This is a genomic window from Aureimonas sp. OT7 (assembly GCF_014844055.1).
GTDB lineage: Bacteria > Pseudomonadota > Alphaproteobacteria > Rhizobiales > Rhizobiaceae > Aureimonas > Aureimonas altamirensis_A.
In genome coordinates this window covers 891,894-913,196 of sequence record NZ_CP062167.1, presented here as the reverse complement: position 1 = coordinate 913,196, position 21,303 = coordinate 891,894, and the positions used below count along the sequence as shown (strand labels likewise).

26 protein-coding genes and 1 riboswitch are annotated in these 21,303 nt (G+C 65.7%); of the genes, 6 read left to right on the top strand and 20 right to left on the bottom strand.

Annotated features, from left to right (window positions below; translation table 11 throughout):
* Window positions 1–17: 17 nt before the first annotated feature.
* From IGS74_RS04395 to IGS74_RS04375, 5 genes are all read right to left on the bottom strand, one after another.
* Window positions 18–1,019, bottom strand: a complete 1,002-nt coding sequence (locus IGS74_RS04395; protein ID WP_192389640.1) for an ABC transporter ATP-binding protein — start codon at window positions 1,017–1,019, stop codon at window positions 18–20.
* 10 nt (window positions 1,020–1,029) lie between these two features.
* On the bottom strand, window positions 1,030–1,860 hold the full coding sequence (locus tag IGS74_RS04390) for a carbohydrate ABC transporter permease (RefSeq protein ID WP_192389638.1): 831 nt from the start codon (window positions 1,858–1,860) through the stop codon (window positions 1,030–1,032).
* 5 nt (window positions 1,861–1,865) lie between these two features.
* Complete coding sequence (locus tag IGS74_RS04385) at window positions 1,866–2,738, bottom strand: sugar ABC transporter permease (protein ID WP_192389636.1); 873 nt, start codon at window positions 2,736–2,738, stop codon at window positions 1,866–1,868.
* A 130-nt stretch (window positions 2,739–2,868) separates the two neighbouring features.
* A complete protein-coding gene (locus tag IGS74_RS04380) occupies window positions 2,869–4,185 on the bottom strand; it encodes a sugar ABC transporter substrate-binding protein (protein ID WP_192389634.1) in 1,317 nt (438 codons plus the stop codon).
* 121 nt (window positions 4,186–4,306) lie between these two features.
* Window positions 4,307–5,263 (bottom strand): sugar-binding transcriptional regulator, encoded by a 957-nt coding sequence (locus tag IGS74_RS04375; protein ID WP_192389632.1) that lies wholly within the window; start codon window positions 5,261–5,263, stop codon window positions 4,307–4,309.
* 134 nt (window positions 5,264–5,397) lie between these two features.
* A riboswitch (SAM-I-IV-variant riboswitch) is annotated at window positions 5,398–5,504 on the top strand.
* Window positions 5,505–5,541: 37 nt separating this feature from the next.
* Here IGS74_RS04375 and IGS74_RS04370 point away from each other — a divergent pair.
* Window positions 5,542–5,850, top strand: a complete 309-nt coding sequence (locus tag IGS74_RS04370) for a hypothetical protein (RefSeq protein ID WP_192389631.1) — start codon at window positions 5,542–5,544, stop codon at window positions 5,848–5,850.
* A 4-nt stretch (window positions 5,851–5,854) separates the two neighbouring features.
* On the opposite strand, the gene IGS74_RS04365 is transcribed toward IGS74_RS04370, so the two are convergent.
* Window positions 5,855–6,109: a hypothetical protein gene (locus IGS74_RS04365; RefSeq protein WP_192391344.1), complete on the bottom strand. Its 255-nt coding sequence runs from the start codon at window positions 6,107–6,109 to the stop codon at window positions 5,855–5,857.
* Between the two features lie 198 nt (window positions 6,110–6,307).
* On the opposite strand from IGS74_RS04365, the gene hemF reads away from it, so the two are divergent.
* On the top strand, window positions 6,308–7,216 hold the full coding sequence (hemF, locus tag IGS74_RS04360; protein WP_192389630.1) for an oxygen-dependent coproporphyrinogen oxidase: 909 nt from the start codon (window positions 6,308–6,310) through the stop codon (window positions 7,214–7,216).
* On the opposite strand, the gene IGS74_RS04355 is transcribed toward hemF, so the two are convergent.
* From IGS74_RS04355 to IGS74_RS04330, 6 genes are read right to left on the bottom strand one after another with little or no spacing between them, the layout of a single operon-like run.
* Window positions 7,217–7,492 carry a DUF1289 domain-containing protein gene (locus IGS74_RS04355; RefSeq protein ID WP_039188083.1) on the bottom strand — a complete coding sequence of 92 codons (276 nt, stop codon included), beginning with the start codon at window positions 7,490–7,492 and terminating at the stop codon, window positions 7,217–7,219.
* Between the two features lie 38 nt (window positions 7,493–7,530).
* Window positions 7,531–7,803 (bottom strand): DUF1289 domain-containing protein, encoded by a 273-nt coding sequence (locus IGS74_RS04350; RefSeq protein WP_192389629.1) that lies wholly within the window; start codon window positions 7,801–7,803, stop codon window positions 7,531–7,533.
* A 5-nt stretch (window positions 7,804–7,808) separates the two neighbouring features.
* A complete protein-coding gene (locus IGS74_RS04345; protein WP_192389628.1) occupies window positions 7,809–8,240 on the bottom strand; it encodes a DUF1178 family protein in 432 nt (143 codons plus the stop codon).
* A complete protein-coding gene (locus IGS74_RS04340; RefSeq protein WP_192389627.1) occupies window positions 8,237–9,091 on the bottom strand; it encodes a carbon-nitrogen hydrolase family protein in 855 nt (284 codons plus the stop codon). Before IGS74_RS04340 ends, IGS74_RS04345 begins: the two co-directional genes overlap by 4 nt.
* A gap of 3 nt (window positions 9,092–9,094) precedes the next feature.
* Complete coding sequence (grxC, locus tag IGS74_RS04335; RefSeq protein WP_039188079.1) at window positions 9,095–9,361, bottom strand: glutaredoxin 3; 267 nt, start codon at window positions 9,359–9,361, stop codon at window positions 9,095–9,097.
* Window positions 9,273–10,094, bottom strand: coding sequence for a ComF family protein (locus IGS74_RS04330; RefSeq protein WP_246722921.1), 822 nt, complete (start codon window positions 10,092–10,094; stop codon window positions 9,273–9,275). Before IGS74_RS04330 ends, grxC begins: the two co-directional genes overlap by 89 nt.
* A 132-nt stretch (window positions 10,095–10,226) precedes the next feature.
* Between IGS74_RS04330 and IGS74_RS04325 the strand changes: the two genes are divergently transcribed.
* Entirely contained in the window at window positions 10,227–11,117 is an 891-nt protein-coding gene (locus tag IGS74_RS04325; RefSeq protein ID WP_246722919.1) for a methyltransferase domain-containing protein, read from the top strand.
* Window positions 11,118–11,158: 41 nt separating this feature from the next.
* Here the strand turns inward: IGS74_RS04325 and IGS74_RS04320 are convergent, their stop codons facing one another.
* From IGS74_RS04320 to IGS74_RS04300, 5 genes are all read right to left on the bottom strand, one after another.
* The gene (locus tag IGS74_RS04320) at window positions 11,159–11,449 is read right to left on the bottom strand and encodes a hypothetical protein (RefSeq protein WP_192389623.1); all 291 of its coding nucleotides are present in this window, start codon (window positions 11,447–11,449) and stop codon (window positions 11,159–11,161) included.
* A 119-nt stretch (window positions 11,450–11,568) separates the two neighbouring features.
* Window positions 11,569–11,976 carry a (deoxy)nucleoside triphosphate pyrophosphohydrolase gene (locus IGS74_RS04315; protein WP_192389621.1) on the bottom strand — a complete coding sequence of 136 codons (408 nt, stop codon included), beginning with the start codon at window positions 11,974–11,976 and terminating at the stop codon, window positions 11,569–11,571.
* Window positions 11,973–12,755, bottom strand: a complete 783-nt coding sequence (locus IGS74_RS04310; protein WP_246722915.1) for a GNAT family N-acetyltransferase — start codon at window positions 12,753–12,755, stop codon at window positions 11,973–11,975. The genes IGS74_RS04315 and IGS74_RS04310 overlap by 4 nt, the downstream gene beginning before the upstream one ends.
* Window positions 12,736–13,968 (bottom strand): bifunctional glutamate N-acetyltransferase/amino-acid acetyltransferase ArgJ, encoded by a 1,233-nt coding sequence (gene argJ / locus IGS74_RS04305; RefSeq protein WP_192389617.1) that lies wholly within the window; start codon window positions 13,966–13,968, stop codon window positions 12,736–12,738. Before argJ ends, IGS74_RS04310 begins: the two co-directional genes overlap by 20 nt.
* Window positions 13,969–14,123: 155 nt before the next feature.
* Window positions 14,124–15,095 carry a peptidylprolyl isomerase gene (locus IGS74_RS04300; RefSeq protein WP_192389615.1) on the bottom strand — a complete coding sequence of 324 codons (972 nt, stop codon included), beginning with the start codon at window positions 15,093–15,095 and terminating at the stop codon, window positions 14,124–14,126.
* A gap of 242 nt (window positions 15,096–15,337) precedes the next feature.
* Between IGS74_RS04300 and secA the strand changes: the two genes are divergently transcribed.
* Window positions 15,338–18,019, top strand: a complete 2,682-nt coding sequence (secA, locus tag IGS74_RS04295) for a preprotein translocase subunit SecA (protein ID WP_192389612.1) — start codon at window positions 15,338–15,340, stop codon at window positions 18,017–18,019.
* 142 nt (window positions 18,020–18,161) lie between these two features.
* The gene (locus tag IGS74_RS04290) at window positions 18,162–18,731 is read left to right on the top strand and encodes a hypothetical protein (protein WP_192389602.1); all 570 of its coding nucleotides are present in this window, start codon (window positions 18,162–18,164) and stop codon (window positions 18,729–18,731) included.
* Here the strand turns inward: IGS74_RS04290 and IGS74_RS04285 are convergent.
* Window positions 18,728–18,922 carry a hypothetical protein gene (locus IGS74_RS04285; protein ID WP_192389600.1) on the bottom strand — a complete coding sequence of 65 codons (195 nt, stop codon included), beginning with the start codon at window positions 18,920–18,922 and terminating at the stop codon, window positions 18,728–18,730. The two genes, IGS74_RS04290 and IGS74_RS04285, sit on opposite strands and share 4 nt — an antisense overlap.
* Between IGS74_RS04285 and IGS74_RS20385 the strand changes: the two genes are divergently transcribed.
* Window positions 18,921–19,043, top strand: a complete 123-nt coding sequence (locus IGS74_RS20385; protein ID WP_281413039.1) for a hypothetical protein — start codon at window positions 18,921–18,923, stop codon at window positions 19,041–19,043. The two genes, IGS74_RS04285 and IGS74_RS20385, sit on opposite strands and share 2 nt — an antisense overlap.
* A 162-nt stretch (window positions 19,044–19,205) precedes the next feature.
* On the opposite strand, the gene IGS74_RS04280 is transcribed toward IGS74_RS20385, so the two are convergent.
* Both IGS74_RS04280 and IGS74_RS04275 read right to left on the bottom strand, forming a co-directional pair.
* Window positions 19,206–20,210: a murein L,D-transpeptidase family protein gene (locus IGS74_RS04280; RefSeq protein ID WP_192389598.1), complete on the bottom strand. Its 1,005-nt coding sequence runs from the start codon at window positions 20,208–20,210 to the stop codon at window positions 19,206–19,208.
* 130 nt (window positions 20,211–20,340) lie between these two features.
* Entirely contained in the window at window positions 20,341–21,300 is a 960-nt protein-coding gene (locus IGS74_RS04275; RefSeq protein WP_192389596.1) for an acetyl-CoA carboxylase carboxyltransferase subunit alpha, read from the bottom strand.
* Between the last annotated feature and the right edge of the window lie 3 nt (window positions 21,301–21,303).

Here is a 21,303-nt window from a genome sequence, read left to right as displayed (position 1 = left end):
AGACTGTTCGGGTTTGCTCAGCCGGCGGAGCGGCCTTCGGCATCGAAGCGATGCAGGTTGTTCTGTTCCGGCGTCAGCCAGACCGGGTCGCCATGCGCCACCCGATACTCGCCGATCGAGCGGGCCGTGATCTGCTCGCCGCTGTCCAGCCGGACGTGGATGAATGTGTCCGACCCCAGGTGCTCGGCGACACCCGCCGTACCCCTGATGTCGCCGCCGGTGGTGGAAATCGTCATATGCTCGGGCCGCACGCCGACGGTGGCGGCACCGTTCCGGGACGCATACTCGCCCTTCAGGAAGTTCATGCGCGGAGAGCCGATGAAACCGGCGACGAAAAGGTTGGCCGGCTTACGGTAGAGTTCCAGGGGCGAGCCCACCTGCTCGACGCACCCCTTGTTCAGGACGACGATCTTGTCGGCCATCGTCATGGCCTCGACCTGGTCGTGCGTCACGTAGATCATGGTCGTGCCGAGTTGCTGGTGCAGTTCCGACAGTTCCAGGCGCATGTTGACGCGCAAGGCGGCGTCCAGGTTGGACAGGGGTTCGTCGAACAGGAAGCCGTTCGGCTCGCGCACGATGGCGCGGCCGATGGCGACGCGCTGGCGCTGGCCGCCCGACAGTTCGCGGGGGCGACGTTCCAGGTAGTCCGTCAGGTTCAGCGTGGCTGCCGCCGCCTCCACCTTGCGGGCGATCTCCGCCTTGGCGACGCCGGCCATCTTGAGCGGAAAGCCGATGTTGGCCCGCACGCTCATATGCGGATAGAGCGCATAGGACTGGAACACCATGGCAAGGCCGCGCCGTGCCGGCGACACGTTGGTCACGTCCTGCCCGTCGATCTCGATCTTGCCGCCGGACACATCCTCGAGCCCGGCGATCAGCCGCAGCAGGGTGGATTTTCCGCAGCCGGACGGACCGACGAAGACGACGAACTTGCCGTCCTCGATGGTCAGGTCGAGGCCGGGAATGATGGTCACGTCCCCGAAGCGCTTCTGGACGTTGGTCAGCTGGATCGCACTCATGCCGGGTTCCTCACTTGACGGCGCCGAAGGTCAGGCCACGCACAAGCTGCTTCTGCGAGAACCACCCGATGATCAGGATGGGTGCGATCGCGAGCGTCGATGCGGCCGACAGCTTGGCGTAGAAATTCCCCTGCGGGCTGGAAAAGGATGCGATGAAGGCCGACAGGGGCGCGGCGTTGGTGGTGGTCAGGTTGAGCGTCCAGAACGCCTCGTTCCAGGCCAGGATCACCGACAGAAGCACGGTCGAGGCGATGCCCGGCACCGCCATCGGCGCCAGCACGTGCAGAATCTCGTGCCGCAGCGAGGCGCCATCCATGCGGGCGGCTTCCAGGATCTCGCCCGGTATCTCCTTGAAGTAGGTGTAGAGCATCCACACCATGATCGGCAGGTTGATCAGGAACAGCACGCCGATCAGCCCGGCCCGCGTATCCAGAAGGTTGAAGTCCCGGAACAGAAGGTAGATCGGCACCAGCACGCCCACGGCCGGCAGCATCTTGGTGGACAGCATCCACAACAGGATGTCCTTGGTGCGCTTGCCGGGCGAGAAGGCCATGGCCCAGGCCGCCGGCACCGCGAAGAGCAGTCCGATGAAGGTGGAGCCGAGCGACAGGTACACCGAATTCATCATGAAGCGGAAATAGTTCGACCGCTGGTTTACCTCGCGGTAGTTCTCCAGCGTCCAGTTGAAGAACAGGTATTTCGGCGGGATGGCGATGGCATCCAGCTCCGACTTGAACGAGGTCAGGACGGTCCAGAGCACCGGAAAGAAGATCATCAGGCCGACGAGCCATCCGATGACCGTAAAGGCGGCCTTGCGGCGGGTGGAGACTGCGCGCGCCATGGGTCTCAGGCCTCCAGGTTCTTGCCGATGATGCGGATCAGGAAGATCGCGACGATGTTCGCCAGCACCACGGCCACGATGCCGCCGGCCGAGGCGCCGCCCACGTCGAACTGCAGCAGCGCCTGGCTGTAGACGAGATAGGGAATGTTGGTCGTCTGCAGGCCGGGGCCGCCGCTGGTGGTCACGTAGATCTCGGCGAAGATGGACAACAGGAAGATCGTCTGGATCAGCACGACCACCGTTATGGCGCGGGCCATGTGCGGCAGCGTGATGTACCAGAAGATCGACAGGGCGCCGGCGCCATCCATCTCGGCCGCCTCGCGCTGGTCTTCCGACAGCGACTGGAGGGAGGTCAGAAGAATCAGGGTGGAAAAGGGCAGCCATTGCCAGGCGACGATGATGATGACGGCCGTCAGCGGCGCGACCGAGAACCAGTCTATGGCGCCGATGCCGATGGCGTTGAGTGCCTGGCCGATCACGCCGTAGACCGGGTTCATCATCATGTTCTTCCACACCAGCGCGGCGACGGTGGGCATCACGAAGAAGGGCGCGATCACCAGCAGCCGCACGATGTTGACGCCCCAGAAGGCCTGGTCGAGCAGCAGGGCGAGCAGGATGCCGCCGCAGACGGTGATGACGAGGACGCCGGCAACGAGCGCCAGCGTGTTGCGCAGGGCCGTGAAGAAGGCCGGGTCCGACAGGAAGAACTTGTAGTTCGTCAGCCCGATGAAGGGCGTCTCGGCCGGATTGAACAGGTTGTAGTTCAGGGTCGAGAAATACAGCGTCAGCGACAGCGGCACGATCATCCAGATCAGGAGCGCGATCACCGAGGGCGCCAGCATCAGCCGGGCGGCCGTATGCGTCTGTGCGGTAGCCATGGCGGTTGGTCCGGTGGTTCGGCGTTGCGGCCACGCACCTGGCGCAGACACTTCGCCCTTGCTGAAGCATGAGGCAGCATGTGCGCGGCCGCTGCCGGACTTGCCCGGAGCGGCCGCCCGTCTTCGGGTGCTACTTGATGTACCCGCCGCGGGTCATCTCGCGCACCGCCGTCTGCTGGGCAGCGCTGAGGGCCTGCTCCACGGGCATGGAGCCGGAGACCGCCGCAGCCATCTGCTGCCCGACCGCCGTGCCGAGCCCCTGGAATTCAGGGATGGCGGCAAACTGAAGGCCGACATAAGGCTTGTCCGGCGTGATGGATGGGTCGGCGTTGTTGATCGCCTGCAGCGTTGCGGCGGCAAAGGGCGCGGCGCTGGTGTATTCGCTGTTCTCGTACAACGAGGTGCGCGTGCCCGGAGGAACGTTCGCCCAGCCTTCCTTCTGTGCGACGAGGTCCAGATAGGCCTTGGACGTGGCCCAGGAAATGAAGGTCTCCGCCGCCTCGGCCTTCTGCGATCCGGCCGGAATGGCCAGCGACCATGCCCACAACCAGTTGGCGCCGCTGTTGGGGCAGTTCTCGACCCCGCAGGGGAACGGCGCGAAGCCGACCTTGTCGGCCACCTGGCTTTCCTTCGGGTTGGTGACGAAGGACGCGGCCACCGTCGCATCCATCCACATGGCGCAACGCCCCTGGTTGAACAGCGACAGGTTTTCGTTGAAGCCGTTCGACGCGGCGCCCGGAGGGCCGTATTTCGTCATCAGGTCGACATACATGGCGACGGCCGTCTTCCAGCCTTCGCTTTCGAACTGCGGCTGCCAGTCGGCATCGAAATAGTTGGCGCCGAAGGACCGGGCCATCGAGCCGAGGAAGGCCATGTTCTCGCCCCAGCCGGGCTTGCCGCGCAGGCAGATGCCGTAGACGTCGGGGTTGGACGCCTTGATCTTCTCGGCAGCCTCCGCGATGAACTGCCATGTCGGCGCTTCCGGCATGGTCAGGCCGGCCGCCTCGAACAGGTCCTTGCGGTAAAGCGTCATCGCGCTTTCGGCATAGAAGGGCGCAGCATACAGCGTGCCGTCCTGCGACAGGGCCTCGCGGATGGGCGGCAAAATGTCGTCGACGTCGTAATCCGCACCCAGATTGTCGAGCGGCAGGAGCCACTGGTTCTTCGCCCAGATCGGCACCTCGTAGGTCCCGATGGTCATGACGTCGAACTGGCCGCCCTTGGTGGCGATGTCCGTCGTCACGCGCTGGCGAAGCACGTTCTCTTCCAGCGTCACCCAGTTGACCTGGATGTCCGGGTGCTGCGCGGTGAATTCCTGGGTCAGACCCTGCATGCGGATCATATCGCCATTGTTGACCGTCGCGACGGTCAGGGTCTGTTGAGCGGCGGCCGGCCCCGCAAGGGCCAGAAGTGACGCTGCGCCAGCCAGAAGCGCCTGTCTGAACATGAGGATGAGGGCCTCCCAACCCAGAGAAGTGAGCAAATGTCCGTTCCATGGGCAAATTCTCACCGACCGTCCCCGGTGTCAAATCAATTTGGTTGCGCGACGCACAATTGATTTTGCGACGCTAGGGCAGAAGGGCGCGCGCGGTTTCCTCGTCGGTTATCAGGCCACTCACCAGGCCGCCGACCACGGCGGCCCGCATGGCCGGCAGTTTGGAACGGCCCATGGCGAGTGCGATGACATCTCCCTTTCCGGTCGCCGGCAGCGGCGCGCTCGCCACGCGCTCGTTATAGGGACAGTCGAGGAAACGGCCCTTTTCGTCGAAGACCCAGCCAACGATTTCTCCGGTGCCCCCGAGGCGGACGAGCTCGTCGCATTCCTCCGGCGATATGAAGCGATCCTTCATCAGCGGCGCATTCGGGCCGATCTCGCCGATGCCGACGAAGGTCACGTCCGCCTGGGCCGCAAGCGACAGGGTGCGCTCGACGACCTTCTGCTCGTGCAGGAGGGCCCGCTCCTGCGGCGAGGATACGACGACCGGCAGCGGCATCGGATAGAGCGAGGCCTCCTCGATCCGGTCTGCCATCGAGAAGATGACGTTGAAGACGGAGGCCGAGCCGTCGAGCGTGATGTTGCCGGTCAGCGATACGATCCGGTGCAGCGGCGCGCGCAACGCCGGCAGTTGCTCCACGGCGGCCTTCAAGGTGCGGCCGGTGCCCATGGCCAGGATGGAGGGTGTCTGTTCGGCAAGGCGCCGCTGGATTTCCGCCGCACCGGCCAGCGCAACGCCGAGGGTGGTGGAGCTGGAGGATGCATCCGACGGCACCACCTCGACGGAGCGCAATCCATGGGCCTCGCGCAGCGACTGGGCGAGATCCAGACAGGCCGCGATGGGATGGTCGATGCGCACCTTGACGAGGCCGGCGCTGATGGACAGGGAGACGAGACGCTGGGCGCTCTGCCGGGAAATGCCCAGTTGCCGCGCGATCTCGTCCTGCGTGCGGCCGGCGACATAGTACAGCCAGCCGGCCCTTGCGGCATCGTCCAGTCTCTGCACGTCGTCCTGCCGGATCTTTACCATGATGCCGAATGCCCTCCTGCCGGCCGCGCCGGCCAGACCGGACGCCCCTCTATGTGATGACCTTCAAGCCGCGGGCCTGTCAAACGTCGCTTCGCCGAAGGGCTTGAACGGTCCGCCCCGCCATGGCACTATGCGCCCCGCATCAAGAGTTGGGCGCGACCCAACGCCAACCTGCCGATCCGGGCAAGGTGGTGCTTCCGCAAGGGAGGATGTGGCCTTTCCGGCAACCAAACGGACAAGCCCCATCGTCGCGCCGCTCACAGCAGGGAAATGGCACGATGGGCAAAAGTTCGAACTTCGATCCGATCTCCAGGCTTCATCTGGGCAAGGCCGACTCGGCCATGTTCATCGGCCATGCCATGACCATGCCGGGGTGCGGCAAGCGCGCCTGCGCCGTCTATTGCGTCGTCCATCGCGGCTCGTCAGGCCCGTTTACCCATGTCTATCTGGTGCCGGTCGACGGCGGTTACCGCAGCGAGGTCTTCCTTGCGAAGGTTCTTGAAGGCGAGCGGGTCGCCGAAGCCCTGGCCTGGTCCGAGCGCGCCCTGGCGATCGTCCTGGATGGCGAGGCGCGCTGCGCCGCGTGATCGCTCAATCGGCACTCGGCAGGCGGCGCATCGTAAACTCGACACTGCCGTCCGGCAGCAGCCGCCAGCTTTCCACCGACGTCCAGTAGGCCGCCTTCGGATACCGATCGAACCATTCGCGCGCCTTCACGCGGGCTTCCGGCCGCGGCAGCGTATAGGTTTCCCGCACGAAGCTGTCGCGCGGCGGGCCCGGCCTCGCGCGCGTCCTGGCAAGCTGGCGTTTCAAACCGTCCAGCGGTGGCTTCTGCATGCGCGCCATCACCAAACCCATGGCTTCCGCGACAGGCGGGGCCTTTGCTCCTGTTGAAAGATAGGGCGGACCGCCATCGAAGTGGATCCCGGATCCGCAGAAATGGCAAAGCCTTCCACGCGGAAGGTAAACGCACTAGTTTGCTTGTCGGTTGGGTAGCGGCGTCGCGCGTTATGACTGTACTGGCGCGCGCTACTGGAGGACGACATGGAAAGACCGGATCTGCCGCAGGGGCTCCCCGAGGGGCTCGACGACAAGAAGACGATAGCGCGCGAATGGTTCGAAACCCTGCGCGACAGGATCTGCCAAACCTTCGAGGCCATCGAGGACGAGATGCAGGAAGACGGCGGAACGCCGGCCGGACGCTTCGTCCGCACGCCCTGGTCACGCGACAAGGATGGCGGCGGCGGCGTTATGTCGATGATGCATGGGCGGGTCTTCGAGAAGGTCGGCGTCCACGTGTCGACGGTGCACGGGCAGTTCAGCGCGGATTTCGCGAAGCAGATTCCCGGCGCCGGCGACGATCCCAATTTCTGGGCCTCGGGAATTTCGCTGATCGCCCATATGCGCAACCCCAACGTGCCGGCCGTGCACATGAATACACGCATGGTGGTCACGACCGGGCAATGGTTCGGCGGCGGAGCGGACCTGACGCCGACGCTTGCGCGCCGGCGCAACCAGGACGACCCGGATACACTGGCGTTCCACAAGGCGATGAAGTTCGTCTGCGACCGACATGCCGGGGTCGCCAACTACGACCGCTTCAAGCAATGGTGCGACGAGTATTTCTTCCTGCCCCACCGCAACGAGGCGCGGGGCATCGGCGGCATCTTCTACGATTGGCTGCATTCTCCGATCGAAAGCGGCGGCTGGGATGCCGATTTCGCCTTTACGCGCGATGTCGGCAAGGCGTTCCTGGTGGTCTATCCGCATCTCGTGCGCCAGAACATGCGCAAGCCCTACACCGAGGCCGACCGCGAGGAGCAACTGATCCAGCGCGGACGATACGTGGAATACAACCTGCTCTACGACCGGGGTACCCTGTTCGGGCTGAAAACGGGAGGCAACGTCAACTCGATCCTGTCGTCCATGCCGCCCGTGGTGAAGTGGCCCTGATCACCGGTCCTCTTCCTCAAGCACATCCAGCGGGCACGCCACCCCGGCGCGCTCGCATTTGCGACGGTAGGCGATGGCCCAGAAGGCCGGGTTGCGTTCCTTCGAGACACGCTCGATCAACCCCATGATGAAGGCTTTCTTCATGGGGCCGCTGCCGGATTGCGGGAAGGCATCCTTTTCCGCCTTCGTCATGGTGCAGCCGACGCAACGCCCCTGGCGCTTGTACTTGCACACATCGACGCAGGGGGATGGGGCATCGGCCCAGGGGTCGGACACGGCACTCTCCTGATTGGAATGCGTCCAATATAAGAGGCTCAGCCGCGGCCTTCCAGCTTGTCGAGCGGACAGGGCCTGTCCTTCTTCTCACAGCGGCGGCGATACATGCGCGCCCAGTACGCATAGCGGCCGGCCTGCTGGAGGCGCTCGCTCAATTCCACGAAGAAGGCGCGCTTCTTCGCCTTGCCCTCGAGCCGCTTGAACCGCTTCTTCTCGGGCCTGGTCATCCGGCAGCCGACGCAATGGCCCGCATCGCGGAACTTGCAGACACCGATGCAAGGAGATGGCGCCTTGCGCCACAGGCCGGCCATGAGCGTCAGTTCCGGTCTTCGGGCAACGGCGGAAGCGGAAGGGCCGGTACGCCGTCTTCCAGGAGCGATCGCACGTCCTCGGCCGTCGCTTCGCCATAGATGCCGCGTTTCTCGCTCTCGCCGAAGTGGATGCGGCGGGCCTCCTCGGCAAATTTATGGCCGACATAGTCCGAATTGGCGCGAACCGCGCGGGCCAGTTCCTGCAGCTTCGCCATGGCCGCCTCCATCCTGTCCCCGACCATCGCCATCGACGCAGGAGCGGCTTCCGGGGCGGTGGCGACGGCCGGCGCCATCAATGCCTTCTCGACGCGCGCCGCATCGCAGACGGGACATTGCAGCAGGCCGCCGGCCGACTGCCGGTCGAAATCCGCGCCCGAGCGGAACCACCCGTCGAAACCATGGCCGCAGGATGTGCAACGAAGCGAATAGCGGATCATGACGCCTTGGCGGAAAACTCGGTGGCGAACGGACGCCGGTTGCGCAGGTTGGGAATCTGGCCGCGCGCCGTATCCACCGCCGTCAGGTCCAGCCGGGCCACCGCGATGCCGGGCTCGTCTCCGTCGACTTCCGCCAGCACCCGGCCCCAGGGATCGATGATGATCGAATGGCCGTAGGTTTCGCGCCCGTCGGCATGCCGTCCGCCCTGGGCCGCGGCAATCATGAAGGCGTTGTTCTCGATGGCTCTTGCCCGCAGCAGCACATGCCAATGCGCCTCGCCGGTCTGCCGCGTGAAGGCGGCGGGCGCCGTCAGCACGTTGGCGCCGGCCAGGGCTTCGGCGCGGAACAGTTCCGGAAAGCGCATGTCGTAACACACCGCAAACCCCAGTCGCACATCCGCCCCGCCCACGGAAAACCTTGCCAGGGCGGCACGTTCGCCGGGCACATAGGTACGCGACTCGCGCCAGCTTTCGCCATTGTCGAGATCGACGTCGAACATGTGGATCTTGTCGTAGGTTTCCACCTCATGGCCATCGGGCCCGAACAGGAAGGCCCGGTTGGCCGCCATGCCGCCCGGCGCCGCGATGGCGGTGGAGCCGATATGCAGGTAGATGCCATGGCGCCGTGCCAGATGGGACGCCGCCGCGACGACCGGGTCGTCCGCCGCCGGCCTCAGGCTGGCCAGGAGCGCGTCCCTGTCGCGACAGACGGCGCCCGTCATTTCCGGTGTCTGGACATAGGCCGCCCCCTGGGCCGCAGCCTGGCCGACCAGCGTTTCCAGCGATGCGATGTTGTCCTCGGGCTTCGTGGTGGAGCGCATCTGCACCACTGCCGCGATAAGCTCTGCCATGGTTCAGCCCTCCTGCCCGGCCAGCATCGGATCGAGCCGGCCGGCTGCGTCGAGCGCATAGAGGTCGTCGCAACCGCCGACATGGACCCCGCCGATGAAGATCTGCGGAAACGTCGTGCGGCCGTTGGCACGCGACAGCATCTCCTGCCGGAAGGCCGGGTCGATGGTCGCGTCCTTCTCCTCAAAGGAAACGCCCTTTCTGTCCAGCAGCGCCTTTGCGCTTGTGCAAAAACCGCAAAGCTGCCGCGTATAAACCGTAACCTGCACCATCAGTCCGTGGCCCTTCCGAGAAATCCTGCCACATATGCGGCGGCGGGACGCCGGCCGCAACCCTCGAGAAGGTCAGGACGAACACCCGCGACGCACCGGCCGCCTTCAAGGCACGGGTCGCGGCGCTGACCGTGGCCCCTGTCGTATAGACATCGTCGACCAGCAGGACGGCCCTGCCCTTCAGCCCGGCGCGTTTGCGCCTGGGCACCATGAAGGCACCCGCCACATTGGCGGCGCGTTCGGCGCGGCCGAGCCCGACCTGGCTGCGCGTCGCCTTGCTGCGCACCAGCGCATCCTGCCGAAGCGGCACACCGGACAGGCCGGACACCTGAACTGCCAGTTCGGACGCCTGGTTGAACCGTCGTTTCAGGAGGCGCATGCGATGCAGCGGCACCGGAACGACGAGGTCGCAGGATGGCAGGAGATCGGCGCCGGCCCGGACCATCCACTGCGCCATGGGACGGGCGAGATCCGCGCGGTCTCCATATTTCAGGCGCGACGCCAGGCCGAGCCCATGGTGGACGACCGCCGAGCGCGCCATATCGAAAGGCGGTGGATCGGCCAGCGCCGCGGCGCTGACCTGGCCGTCGCCGAAATCGAACTCCATGGGCGTGCCCAGGATGGCGCAATACGGCCTGTCGATGAAGGCGACACGCGGCCAGCAGGCCGGGCAAAGGCCGCCGTGCAGCGTCGTGGCCGCGCTACAGCCGATGCAGATGGGCGGGAAGGCCATGTCCAGGCATGCCGAGGCCAGGCCGGACGGCCAAGCTCGCCAAGGCGGCCTCGCCGCGCTATTCACCCAGTGCCGCATGCATATGTCCCTATATGCGACATCATGCCGCAACAAGGACGAGGCAGCAACATCATGGCGAACGATCGCAAGCAGGCCGAAGCCCCGTTCGACCGGGATCGACAGGCAAACCTGAGATTGCGCTGGGCGGGGCGCGGCATGGCAGAGGCGAGCTTCCTCTACGATGCCGTCGCCGCCGAACTGTCCGAGCGCCTTTCGCTCGTTCAGCGCCGGTTCGAGACGGGCCTGGAGATTGGCGGGTATGACGGGCGGCTGGCACGGTCGGCGTCAGCGCAGGTCGAAACCATGATTCGCATGGCGCCCGAACGACGATGGCTGGCGGAAACACCACTGGCGGTTGCCGGCGACGATGAATGGCTTCCCTTCCGGGACGACAGTCTCGACCTGGTCCTGGCGCCGCTGACCCTGCACCAGACGAACGACACGCCCGGCGCGATGGCGCAGATCCGCCGCGCGCTGAGGCCGGACGGGCTGTTCCTCGCGGCCCTGATGGGCGGCGAGACGCTGTGGGAGCTGCGCGCCAGCCTGATCGCCGCCGAGGCTGAGATCTACGGTGGCGCATCGCCGCGTGTGCAGCCCTTCATCGAACTGCGCGATGCCGGCGCGCTCCTGCAGCGCACGGGCTTCGCGCTGCCGGTCATCGACCAGGAGCGACAGGTGGTACGCTACGATACGATGTTCGGGCTGATGACCGATCTGAGGGCGATGGGCATGGCAAACAGCTTGCTTGCGCGCAGCCGCAAGCCGGTCGGCCGGCGGCTTTTCCTGCGTGCGGCGGAACTGTACGCACAGCGGTTCTCAGATGCCGACGGCCGCGTCCGCGCCACCTTCGATATCATCTACCTGTCGGGCTGGAAGCCGCATGAAAGCCAGCAGAAGCCACTGGCGCCGGGCAGCGCGAAGGCGAGCCTTGCGGATGTGCTGAAGGATCGGTCGGGCGGCTAGCGCCTTTCAGACTTCGTCGAAAACCTGCCTGCGCCGATGCGTCAGCAACTGCCCCGGCGGCTGCCGTCGGGCAGCTCCAGGCAGGGCGCCGGCCCGCGGCCGGTGTCGAGGCGGATTGCGCCGGCGGGCTGCTGCAGGCCGATGGACCCCGTTTCCATCCGGTCGACGCCCGACGGGATGGTCGCGAACCGGGGTTCGGAGCGCAGATTGCCCGGCTGAATGGCGAGTGCGGCCACGACGGCAACCGCACCGAACACGATCGTGGCGCGGCAGAGCGCCATCGCCGTGTCGCGCCGCGTGCAACGCCTGCCCTGGTAGCTCACCCTGCTCATTGCGCCTTCAAGCCCCTCAGCCATCCTGCCAATCAAGACCTACCATCTGCCAAGCGGCGGGTTAATAAACCCTGAATGGGCATTACGCCCGTCAGGGGATGGTTAACGACGCGGCGGGGTTACAGAAGGTCGATCAGCGGCGCGATCAAAGGCAGGTCGGCAGGCGGCATGGGATAATCGCGCATGTCACGCGGGCGCACCCATTTCAGCGCCTGCCCCTCCAGGCCGCGCGGAATGCCATCGAAACGGCGGCAAACATACAGCGGCATCAGCAGATGGAAATCGTCGTAGGCATGGCTGGCGAAGGTCAGCGGCGCCAGACAGCTTTCCCATGTCTCGATACCCAGCTCTTCGCGCAGCTCGCGGATCAGGCAGGCTTCCGGCTGCTCGCCCGCCTCGACCTTGCCGCCGGGGAACTCCCACAGGCCGGCCATCTGCTTGCCTTCGGGGCGTTGGGCCAGGAGCACCCGCCGGTCCGCGTCGACGAGGGCGCAGGCGACCACCAGCAGCATCCGCACGCCGCTCATGCGGTACCCTTGCGGCGATAGACGTAGCGATAGGCCTCGCTGAAGCCGAGCCGGCTGTACAGGGCGACGCCGGCCAGATTATCGGCCTCCACCTGCAGCCAGCCCGTGCGCGCGCCCTTGTGCAGCGTGTGACGGAGCGCGGTCACGATGAGGTCGCGGCCGATACCCTTTCGGCGCTCATCCGGCAGCACGGCCACGTCGAGAATGCCGGCAAGGTCGTTGTCGGTGATCGCGAGCGCGGTGGCCAAGGGCCGGCCATCGCGATCCTCGCGGACGAAATAGGCTGCCGGCGGCCGGATGGACGCCAGCACTTCGGCAAGGCCGGTCCGCAGCTCTTCCGGCCGTTCGTGGACGCGCAGGCTGGCGTCGAGGTAGCGTTCGGCATCGCGGATGGGGATCCGGTCCAGCGCATCCGAAAGATCGAGCGTCGCCAGATCCGCCGTAAAGACGACGGACTCCCCGAAGCTTTCCCAACCCTCTGCATCCAGATGCGCCTTCAGCGCCGGGGGCACCAGGGGTGACTGGCGGAAGATCAACTCCCGCCCGGCAGCGGCGAAATGCGCCCGGGCCCGGGCGATCCGCCCCTCGATGTCGCGGTCGTCCGATGGGTCGAGCGGGTTCACCGAGTTCAGGCGCTTGGCCGGGAAGCTCGTCGTCAGCCGCACCGCCCAGGTGCCGTCGTAATGGGTCGAGGTGGCCGGCCAGGCGCGGAACCCCGCGGCCTCCAGCCGCCGCGTGATGGCGAACTGGCGCAACCTGTCAGCTTCTGTAGTCGCCATTGATCGCAACATATTCCTTGGTCAGGTCGCATCCATACACGGTCCAGGCGCCATCGCCGAGCCCGATATCCACGAGGATCCGGATGACATCCTCCTTCATCGCCTCGCTGGCTTCCGCCTCGCTGTAGGCCGGGTCGCGCTCGCCGTCGACGGCCACGCGCACCGATCCGAACGAGATCGCCAGCCTGTCGCGGTCGGCCGGCTCGCCGGCCTTGCCGACGGCCATCACCACACGGCCCCAATTGGCATCCTCACCGGCGATGGCGGTCTTGACCAGCGGCGAGTTGGCGATGGACAGGGCGATGCGCCGGGCCGAGGCGTCGTCCACTGCGCCTTCCACGCGCACCTGGATTTCCTTGCGCGCGCCTTCCCCGTCGCGCGCCACTTGCCGCGCAAGGTCGGTCAGGAGCTCCAGAAGGGCCTCGCGGAATGAATCGAGGCGCGCATCCTCGATATCCACAACCGGCGCGCCGCCGGCCTGCCCGGTGGCGAACATCAAGAGCGTGTCGGATGTGGACGTGTCGCTGTCGACCGTCACCGAGTTGAAGCTCGGCACCACCGCCCCGGCCAGCAGGGCCTGCAGCACCGGTGCCGCGATGGCGGCGTCCGTGGCGACGAAGGACAGCATCGTGGCCATGTCGGGAGCGATCATGCCAGCGCCCTTGGCGATGCCGTTGATACGCACGCTGACGCCGCCGAAATCCACCGTGGACGTTGCCATCTTGGGGTAGGTGTCCGTGGTCATGATGGCCTCGGCCGCCTGCCGCCAGGCACCCTCGGCCGCCGTTTCGGCCAGCCCCGCAAGCACATGCGTGAACCGTCCGGCGTCGAGCGGCTCGCCGATGACGCCGGTGGAGGCCAGGAACACCTCCGACACCGAGCAGCCGACGGCCTGAGCGGCGGCCTCGGCGGTCGCCTGCGTCGTCTCGCGGCCGCGCCGCCCCGTGAAGGCGTTGGCATTGCCCGAATTGACGACGATGGCCCGCGCCACGCCGCCCGGCAGGTTGGCACGGCAGAAATCCACCGGCGCCGATGGGCAGCGCGACGTCGTGAAGACACCTGCGACGCTCGTGCCCTCATCCAGCACCATCATCAGGACATCCGTCCTGCCGCGATACTTGATGCCGGCGGCAGCCGTTGCGATTCGCACGCCCGCGATGGCGGGCATGTCGGGATAGGTCGACGGGGCAAGCGGGGAAACGGCGTCGGACATCTGCGGTCAGCCTCGGCTCTGCGGCCGGCGACGCATCCTGGGCCGGAGCGGACGCCGAGCGGCGACGGTAAACGAAGACGGCCCACCATCGGCGGGCCGTCGAAGTGTTCAGAGCCTTTGCATCAAGGCGCGCCCCGGCGCAAGAGCCGAAAGGTCTACTGTGCCGGCTGCGGCGCGGCCTCGCCTTGGCCGGCGCCCTCGGGCATCTCGCCCTGGTTGAGCCCCTGCTCCAGCGCTTCCACCTGGGCCTTCAGCTCGGGGTCGACATATTCGACGTTGAGGTCCTGCCGCGCGGCCTCCAGCATCTCGATATACTTGTCGCGCAGCACCACCTGGCGGGCCTGCTCGCGCACCTGCTCGAAGGGCGGGAACTGCGTCTGGCGCTTTTCCACGCCCTGGATGACGTGCCAGCCGAACTGCGTCTCCACCGGCTGCTGCGTATAGCTGCCGGGCTCCAGCGCGAAGGCCGCTTCCTCGAAGGCCGGAACCATGCGCCCCTTGGTGAAGAAGCCGAGGTCGCCACCGTTCTGGGCCGACGGATCGCGCGAGGCTTCGCGGGCGAGGTCCTCGAACTTCTCGCCGGCGCCGAGACGCTCGATCAGCTTGTCCGCCTCTTCCTTCGTCTCCACGAGGATGTGGCGCGCATGGACCTCCTCCTGCGGAACGAAGCGCTCCTTTTCGGCATCGTAGCGGGCGCGCAGTTCATTCTCGGTGATGGCCTCTGCACCGTGCTTGTCGAAATAGGCGTTGTGCAGGGCGCGTTCGCGCAGGAAGGCGATCTGCCGTGCGACGGCGTCCTCGTCCTGCAGACCCTCGGCCTCGGCCTTCGTGGCCAGGGCCTTGACGTCGATGAGGGCCGAGATGGTCGCCAGCCTGCGCTGCTGCGGCGGCAGCTGGGCGAATTGCTGGGACAGGTCCTCGGCGGCGGCGTCCAGGTCGGCTTCGGTGATCTCCGCACCGCCGACTCGGGCAACCACCGTCTCGGGCGAGATGGCGGGCGCGGCCTCGGCCGGCGCTTCCGCCGCCGGAGCGGCAGGGGCCGCAGCGTCCTGGGCGTGGGCCTGGGTGGCAAGGGTGCCAAGGGCCAGCGCAGAGGCGAGCAGGCGGGCTTTCAAGCTGAGGATCATGGGTTCAGGTTCCTTCCCGATGGGCGGGCCCGGCCTTTTGCCGAGGCATGTGGGCTTTTTCAGGACAGGCCGGCGAACCGCTCCCGCCGCAAACGGCGTGCCAGCGTTGACATCGCCAAGAGCCCCTCTTATCTCTCGCACGTTCTTAAAGTCCAGCCGGTTCCGGTCAAGTCAAGCGGCGACCCGCCGGCGGCGGCGGGCGGTGAAAAACCCCACCGCCAATTCTCTTGGAAGGACCCTTCATGGTCAGTTTCGGTGGCCTAGCCCGCTTGTTGTTCGGTTCGGCCAACACCCGGCGCGTCCGGCGCTTCGATCCGACGGTTCGCGCGATCAACGCGCTTGAGCCAGAGCTGGAAGCCTTGTCAGACGAGGAACTCGTCGCCCGCACGCAGCGCTTCCGCGAGGAGATCGCCGGCGGCAAGACGATCGACGACCTGCTGGTGCCGGCCTTCGCCACCGTACGCGAAGCCGCCAGGCGGGCGCTCGGCATGCGCCACTTCGACGTCCAGATGATCGGCGGTATGGTGCTGGCAAGCGGCGCCATCGCCGAGATGCGCACCGGCGAGGGCAAGACGCTGGTCGGCACGCTGCCGGTCTATCTTGCCGCGCTCGAAGGCAAGGGCGTGCACGTCGTCACCGTGAACGACTATCTCGCCACGCGCGACTCGGGCTGGATGGGGCGGGTCTACAAGTTCCTCGGGCTCAGCGTCGGCGTGATCACGCACGGGCTGTCGGACGACGAGCGGCGCGCGGCCTATGCCTGCGACATCACCTACGCCACCAACAACGAGCTCGGATTCGACTATCTGCGCGATAATATGAAGTACGACCGCGCGCAGATGGTGCAGCGCGGCCATCACTTCGCGATCATCGACGAGGTCGATTCGATCCTGATCGACGAGGCGCGCACGCCCCTCATCATCTCCGGCCCGCTCGACGACCGCTCCGATCTGTACAAGACCATCGACGCCTTCATCCCGCTGCTGAAGCCGGAAGATTACGAGCTCGACGAAAAGCAGCGCCAGGTCTCGTTCACCGAGGAAGGGACCGAGAAGCTGGAAGGCATGCTGCGCGACGCCGGGCACCTTCAGGGCGATTCGCTCTACGATATCGAGAACGTGGCCATCGTCCACCACGTGAACAACGCGCTGAAGGCGCACACGCTGTTCCAGCGCGACAAGGACTACATCGTCCGCAACGACGAGATCGTCATCATCGACGAGTTCACCGGCCGCATGATGCCCGGCCGCCGCTTCTCCGAGGGGCTGCACCAGGCGCTTGAAGCCAAGGAAGGCGTGACCATCCAGCCGGAAAACCAGACGCTGGCCTCCATCACCTTCCAGAACTACTTCCGCATGTACAAGCGGCTGGCCGGCATGACGGGCACCGCCTCGACCGAGGCGAGCGAGTTTGCCGACATCTACGGGCTCGACGTCATCGAGATTCCGACGAACCTGCCCGTGCAGCGCATCGACGAAGATGACGAGGTCTACCGGACGGCGGAAGAAAAATACGCGGCCATCGTCGAGGAGATCAAGGCTGCGGCCGAGCGGCGCCAGCCGATCCTGGTGGGCACCACGTCCATCGAGAAATCCGAATACCTCGCGGACCGCCTGCGCAAGAGCGGCCTCAAGGATTTCCAGGTGCTCAACGCCCGCTACCACGAGCAGGAAGCCTACATCGTGGCCCAGGCGGGCGTGCCCGGCGCCGTCACGATCGCCACCAACATGGCGGGACGCGGAACCGACATCCAGCTCGGCGGCAATGCCGAGATGCGGATCGACGCCGAATTGCAGGATATGCCGGAAGGTCCGGAGCGGGACGCCCGCGCCGCCGAGATCGTTGCGGACATCAAGAGGCTCAAGCAGCAGGCGCTGGAGTCCGGCGGCCTGTACGTGCTGGCCACCGAGCGGCACGAAAGCCGGCGCATCGACAACCAGCTTCGCGGCCGCTCCGGCCGCCAGGGCGACCCGGGCCGTTCGAAGTTCTATCTTTCGCTGCAGGACGACCTGATGCGGATATTCGGGTCCGAGCGCATGGATACGATGCTGACGCGGCTCGGCCTCAAGGAAGGCGAGGCCATCGTCCACCCCTGGATCAACAAGGCGTTGGAGAAGGCCCAGAAGAAGGTCGAGGCGCGCAACTTCGACATCCGCAAGAACCTTCTGAAATACGACGATGTCATGAACGACCAGCGCCGCGTCATCTTCGACCAGCGGCTGGAGCTGATGGACGCCGCCGGGCTGACCGAGACGGTGGACGACATGCGCGGCGAAACCATCGACATGTTGATCTCCAAGCATATCCCCGAGCGCGCCTATCCCGAGCAGTGGGAAAGCCGGCAGCTTGCCGAGGCTCTCCGCGAGATCGTCAATCTCGACCTGCCCATCGAGGAATGGGCCGCAGAGGAAGGCATCGACGACAGCGACATCCGCAAGCGCGTGCATGAGGCCGCCGATGCGGCAGCCGCCGAAAAGACGGAGCGCTTCGGGCCCGAGGTTACCGCTTACGTTCAGCGTTCCATCGTCCTGCAGACCATCGACGGCCTGTGGCGCGAGCATCTCGTGAACCTCGATCACCTGCGCTCGGTGGTCGGATTCCGCGGCTATGCCCAGCGCGACCCGCTGAACGAATACAAGTCCGAGGCGTTCGAGCTCTTCCAGTCGATGCTGGACAATCTGCGCGAGCGCGTGACGCAGCAATTGTCGCGCGTGGAAATTCAGCAGCGTCCGCCGGAGCCCGAGCCGCAGGACCTGCCGCCGATGCAGGCGCACCATGTCGACGCCACGACCGGCGAGGACGAGGTCGACAATTCCGGCCGCAACCCGTCGGACCCGTCGACCTGGGGGCATGTCGCGCGCAACGAGCCATGCCCGTGCGGTTCCGGCAAGAAGTTCAAGCACTGCCACGGCGTCTTCGCCTGATCGTCGCCGCACGGGACATGCGGCAATCCGCCGCATGTCGGTACAACTTCTGAATTCTTGAGCGCGATGGCGCGCGAAGATCATCCTCCATCCACAAGTCCTGGGCCATACGGCCCGGGATCCGGGATGGAAAGTCGATCTCATGCCCGCCCGTCTGGCTGTCGCCTCCCTTGCCGCATGCATTCTCGCACCGACCTTCACGGCTGCGGCGCCCTTCGGCCTGCACGCCGGCGACAGGCCACCATCCTTCACGATCCTGCGGGACAACGGGGATGGCACGCTGGTCGTTGGAAATGTGCCCGCTGCCTATCCTGGCCTTGTCCAGTTTTATGCGCGGTATGACGAGGCGAACGGCCTTTGCTCGATTGCGGGCGTAACGGCGCCGTTTGAGGGCGACGTCGAAGGCATAGCAGCGCGGCTGTATTTCGATGCGCTCGCCACGCGCCTGTCGCGCCTGTACGGCGAGGCGAAGCTCTATTCCTTCGCCATCCCCGCAGGCACCGGCGATACCGGCTGGTCCGCCGAGATCGCGTCAGGCGGCCGTTATCATTATGCCTTCTGGCATGGCGCGCCGGAGGAGGACGCACGCTCCATTGCGCTCAGCGTCGGAGCCAGAGAAGACGGGCGCCCCTTCGTGCTGCTGACCTATGATTTCGTGAATTTCGACCGCTGCGTGGAAACGCGCGCCCTGACCGAGGCCCCTGCCCTCTAGGACAGCGCCGCGCGTTGTTGGCGCAGCTTCGGCGGCTGCCGGCTCAGCCATGGGCGCGACGCCTGCTGCAGATCAGCGCCCCTGCGGGAGGCGGCATACATGGTCGCCGCCCAATCGTCGTTGGATATGTCCACCGGTTGCCGGACGTTGTCCGCAGTCGGCGCGATAAGATCGGCGGATAGATACGACATGGACAATTTCCTCCCGACGCAGGCGGCCTTCAATGGCGACCGCTCTCGTCTGCACAACCGCATGGAGGTGTCAGTCGTTCCCGACGATGGCGCAGGAACAGGCATGATGCCTGAAATGTGAACAGGGAAAGAAAAAAGCCCGCACCGGGGGAGGACCGGGCGGGCTTTGAAAATGGCGGGCTATTTGGGAGGAGGAAGCCCGCTGGGTATTTTTGTATCGATTTAAGTGACCACACACCAGCGCTGTTGCCGCATGGCAGCCATGCATCGCTGCATGACCTGTCTAGCGGTTCAGCAGCGAGCCGAACATCGATGTCTTGGCAGGGGTCATGCGGTTGCCGAGCCTGTCATACCCCTCGCGGCGGTTCTGCTCCCGCGCATAGGCTTCCGCCGTGATGGGGTCGCCCGTGCGATATGTGAAAGTGGACTGGATAGCGAAATCACTGGGGTTCATCTTGGCGACGAGCGACGCGATTTCGGCATCGTCGGAGATGCGGCGCGCGGCGATTGCGGGGTTTTCCTGCACCGTCGGGCAGGCTCCGGCCGGATCCAGCTGCGTCCCTTCGGGAAGCGCGGCATTGAAGAGGTATCGCCGTTCGCAGACATCGACCTTTACAGGACGTTTCGTCACCTCGAAGCCGTCATACCCCTCCTTCAGCATGGACCAGAAGGCATAGTGAGCGGAATTCTTGTGCCGCGCCATGTTCTTCGGCGTCATCCGGAACGGGTAGGCCTGGAACTGGAAATTGCGCTGCCCGCCGGCAAAGGATTCCCGGGCGAGCGCGTAGATTTCCTCGATCTGCTTGTTATCCATCGCGTAGCAGCCCGACGAGTTGCACGAGCCGTGCACCATCAGGTGCTCGCCGGTGAAGCCGTTGGACGCATCGTAGCGGTTGGGATAGCCGATATTGATGGACAGATGATGCTGCGAGCGCGGGTTCAGCGAACCGCGCGTGATGTTGTAGAAGCCTTCGGGAGCCTGCCGGTCGCCCTCGGCCTTCTTGGGTCCGAGTTTTCCGGACCATGCACAGATCGGATAGGTCTTGAGGAGGGCGTAGGCGCCGCTGTCGGTCTGCTTCCAGACCTCGAGTTCCGACTCTTCCTTGAACAGGCGCACCAGCATGGGGGACTGCTGCCCCATGCCCTTGGTGCGCATTTCCTTGACGAGTGCAGCCGGCAAGGGCGCTTCCGAACCCATGAGGTCGTCGATGCTTCCCGGCTGGCAGGCCGCGAGCACCATCATTCCGGCTCCCATCAGGGCGGCAGTAGCAAGGCGTCTGGCGAACATTCCCCGTTCCCCTCTGCGGCCCGACGTTTCGCCACGTCCCTGGCCGTATCGATCCAACTTTCTCGCCGAATTATGACTCCGTCAACCTTGCAGGCGGGTTAACGAAACGAAAAGCATTCTACCAAAAGGATCAGACCTTGAGGTCACGCCCCATCGCCAGGAACTTGCGGCGGCGCTCGCGGCGCAATTCATCTCCGTCGAGGCCGTCAAGCGAAGCGAAGGCGTTGCGTATGGCCTCCCCCGCGCGCTGGATCGTGGCATCCTTGTCGCGATGCGCCCCGCCGACCGGCTCTTCGACGATCTCGTCGATGATGCCGAAGCCCTTGAGGTCCTGGGCGGTGATCTTCATCGCCTGGGCGACGTCCTTGGCGCGCGTCGCGTCGCGCCACAGGATGGATGCCCCCGCCTCCGGCGAAATGACGCTGTAGATCGCATGCTCCAGCATCAGGACGCGGTTGGCCGCAGCAATGGCGATGGCGCCGCCGGAGCCGCCCTCGCCGATGACCAGCGACACCAGAGGCACCCTGAGGTTGAGGCAGGTTTCGGTGGAGCGGGCGATCGCCTCCGCCTGCCCACGCTCTTCGGCGCCGATGCCGGGATAGGCGCCGGCCGTATCCACCAGCGTCAGCACGGGCACGCCGAAACGCTCGGCCAGGTTCATCAGCCGCACGGCCTTGCGGTAGCCTTCCGGACGCGCCATGCCGAAATTGTGCTTCAGTCGCGTCTGGGTATCGGAGCCCTTTTCCTGCCCGATGACCGCGACGGGCTTGCCGTCGAAGCGGCCGAAGCCCGAGATGATCGCGAGATCTTCGGCAAAGTAACGGTCGCCCGCAAGCGGCGTGAAATCGGTAATCAGCGCGTTGACGTAGTCCAGGCAATGCGGCCTGTCGGGGTGGCGCGCAACCTGCGTCTTCTGCCAGGGCGAAAGCTTGCGGTACAGATCCAGGAGCGCGTCCTGCGAACGCTTTTCGAGCCGCGCGATGTCGTCGCCGACATCGAGGCTGCCTTCGTCATTGCTGATCCGCTTCAACTCCAGGATCTGGCTGTCGAGATCGGCGACCGGTTTTTCGAAGTCGAGGTAGTTGTGCATCCG

Bases quoted from the DNA above. Each gene is read 5' to 3' on its own strand.
- IGS74_RS04390 (WP_192389638.1), bottom strand. From the start codon at position 1,860: ATGGCGCGCGCAGTCTCCACCCGCCGCAAGGCCGCCTTTACGGTCATC.
- IGS74_RS04365 (WP_192391344.1), bottom strand. From the start codon at position 6,109: ATGGCGCGCATGCAGAAGCCACCGCTGGACGGTTTGAAACGCCAGCTT.
- IGS74_RS04395 (WP_192389640.1), bottom strand. From the start codon at position 1,019: ATGAGTGCGATCCAGCTGACCAACGTCCAGAAGCGCTTCGGGGACGTG.
- IGS74_RS04330 (WP_246722921.1), bottom strand. From the start codon at position 10,094: ATGGCCTTCCCGCCCATCTGCATCGGCTGTAGCGCGGCCACGACGCTG.
- IGS74_RS04385 (WP_192389636.1), bottom strand. From the start codon at position 2,738: ATGGCTACCGCACAGACGCATACGGCCGCCCGGCTGATGCTGGCGCCC.
- IGS74_RS04310 (WP_246722915.1), bottom strand. From the start codon at position 12,755: ATGGCGACTACAGAAGCTGACAGGTTGCGCCAGTTCGCCATCACGCGG.
- IGS74_RS04375 (WP_192389632.1), bottom strand. From the start codon at position 5,263: ATGGTAAAGATCCGGCAGGACGACGTGCAGAGACTGGACGATGCCGCA.
- IGS74_RS04325 (WP_246722919.1), top strand. From the start codon at position 10,227: ATGGCGAACGATCGCAAGCAGGCCGAAGCCCCGTTCGACCGGGATCGA.
- argJ (WP_192389617.1), bottom strand. From the start codon at position 13,968: ATGTCCGACGCCGTTTCCCCGCTTGCCCCGTCGACCTATCCCGACATG.
- IGS74_RS04345 (WP_192389628.1), bottom strand. From the start codon at position 8,240: ATGATCCGCTATTCGCTTCGTTGCACATCCTGCGGCCATGGTTTCGAC.
- hemF (WP_192389630.1), top strand. From the start codon at position 6,308: ATGGAAAGACCGGATCTGCCGCAGGGGCTCCCCGAGGGGCTCGACGAC.
- IGS74_RS04315 (WP_192389621.1), bottom strand. From the start codon at position 11,976: ATGAGCGGCGTGCGGATGCTGCTGGTGGTCGCCTGCGCCCTCGTCGAC.
- IGS74_RS04285 (WP_192389600.1), bottom strand. From the start codon at position 18,922: ATGTCGTATCTATCCGCCGATCTTATCGCGCCGACTGCGGACAACGTC.
- IGS74_RS04320 (WP_192389623.1), bottom strand. From the start codon at position 11,449: ATGAGCAGGGTGAGCTACCAGGGCAGGCGTTGCACGCGGCGCGACACG.
- IGS74_RS04340 (WP_192389627.1), bottom strand. From the start codon at position 9,091: ATGGCAGAGCTTATCGCGGCAGTGGTGCAGATGCGCTCCACCACGAAG.
- IGS74_RS04290 (WP_192389602.1), top strand. From the start codon at position 18,162: ATGCCCGCCCGTCTGGCTGTCGCCTCCCTTGCCGCATGCATTCTCGCA.
- IGS74_RS04370 (WP_192389631.1), top strand. From the start codon at position 5,542: ATGGGCAAAAGTTCGAACTTCGATCCGATCTCCAGGCTTCATCTGGGC.
- IGS74_RS04300 (WP_192389615.1), bottom strand. From the start codon at position 15,095: ATGATCCTCAGCTTGAAAGCCCGCCTGCTCGCCTCTGCGCTGGCCCTT.
- IGS74_RS04280 (WP_192389598.1), bottom strand. From the start codon at position 20,210: ATGTTCGCCAGACGCCTTGCTACTGCCGCCCTGATGGGAGCCGGAATG.
- grxC (WP_039188079.1), bottom strand. From the start codon at position 9,361: ATGGTGCAGGTTACGGTTTATACGCGGCAGCTTTGCGGTTTTTGCACA.
- secA (WP_192389612.1), top strand. From the start codon at position 15,338: ATGGTCAGTTTCGGTGGCCTAGCCCGCTTGTTGTTCGGTTCGGCCAAC.
- IGS74_RS04350 (WP_192389629.1), bottom strand. From the start codon at position 7,803: ATGGCCGGCCTGTGGCGCAAGGCGCCATCTCCTTGCATCGGTGTCTGC.
- IGS74_RS20385 (WP_281413039.1), top strand. From the start codon at position 18,921: ATGGACAATTTCCTCCCGACGCAGGCGGCCTTCAATGGCGACCGCTCT.
- IGS74_RS04380 (WP_192389634.1), bottom strand. From the start codon at position 4,185: ATGTTCAGACAGGCGCTTCTGGCTGGCGCAGCGTCACTTCTGGCCCTT.
- IGS74_RS04275 (WP_192389596.1), bottom strand. From the start codon at position 21,300: ATGCACAACTACCTCGACTTCGAAAAACCGGTCGCCGATCTCGACAGC.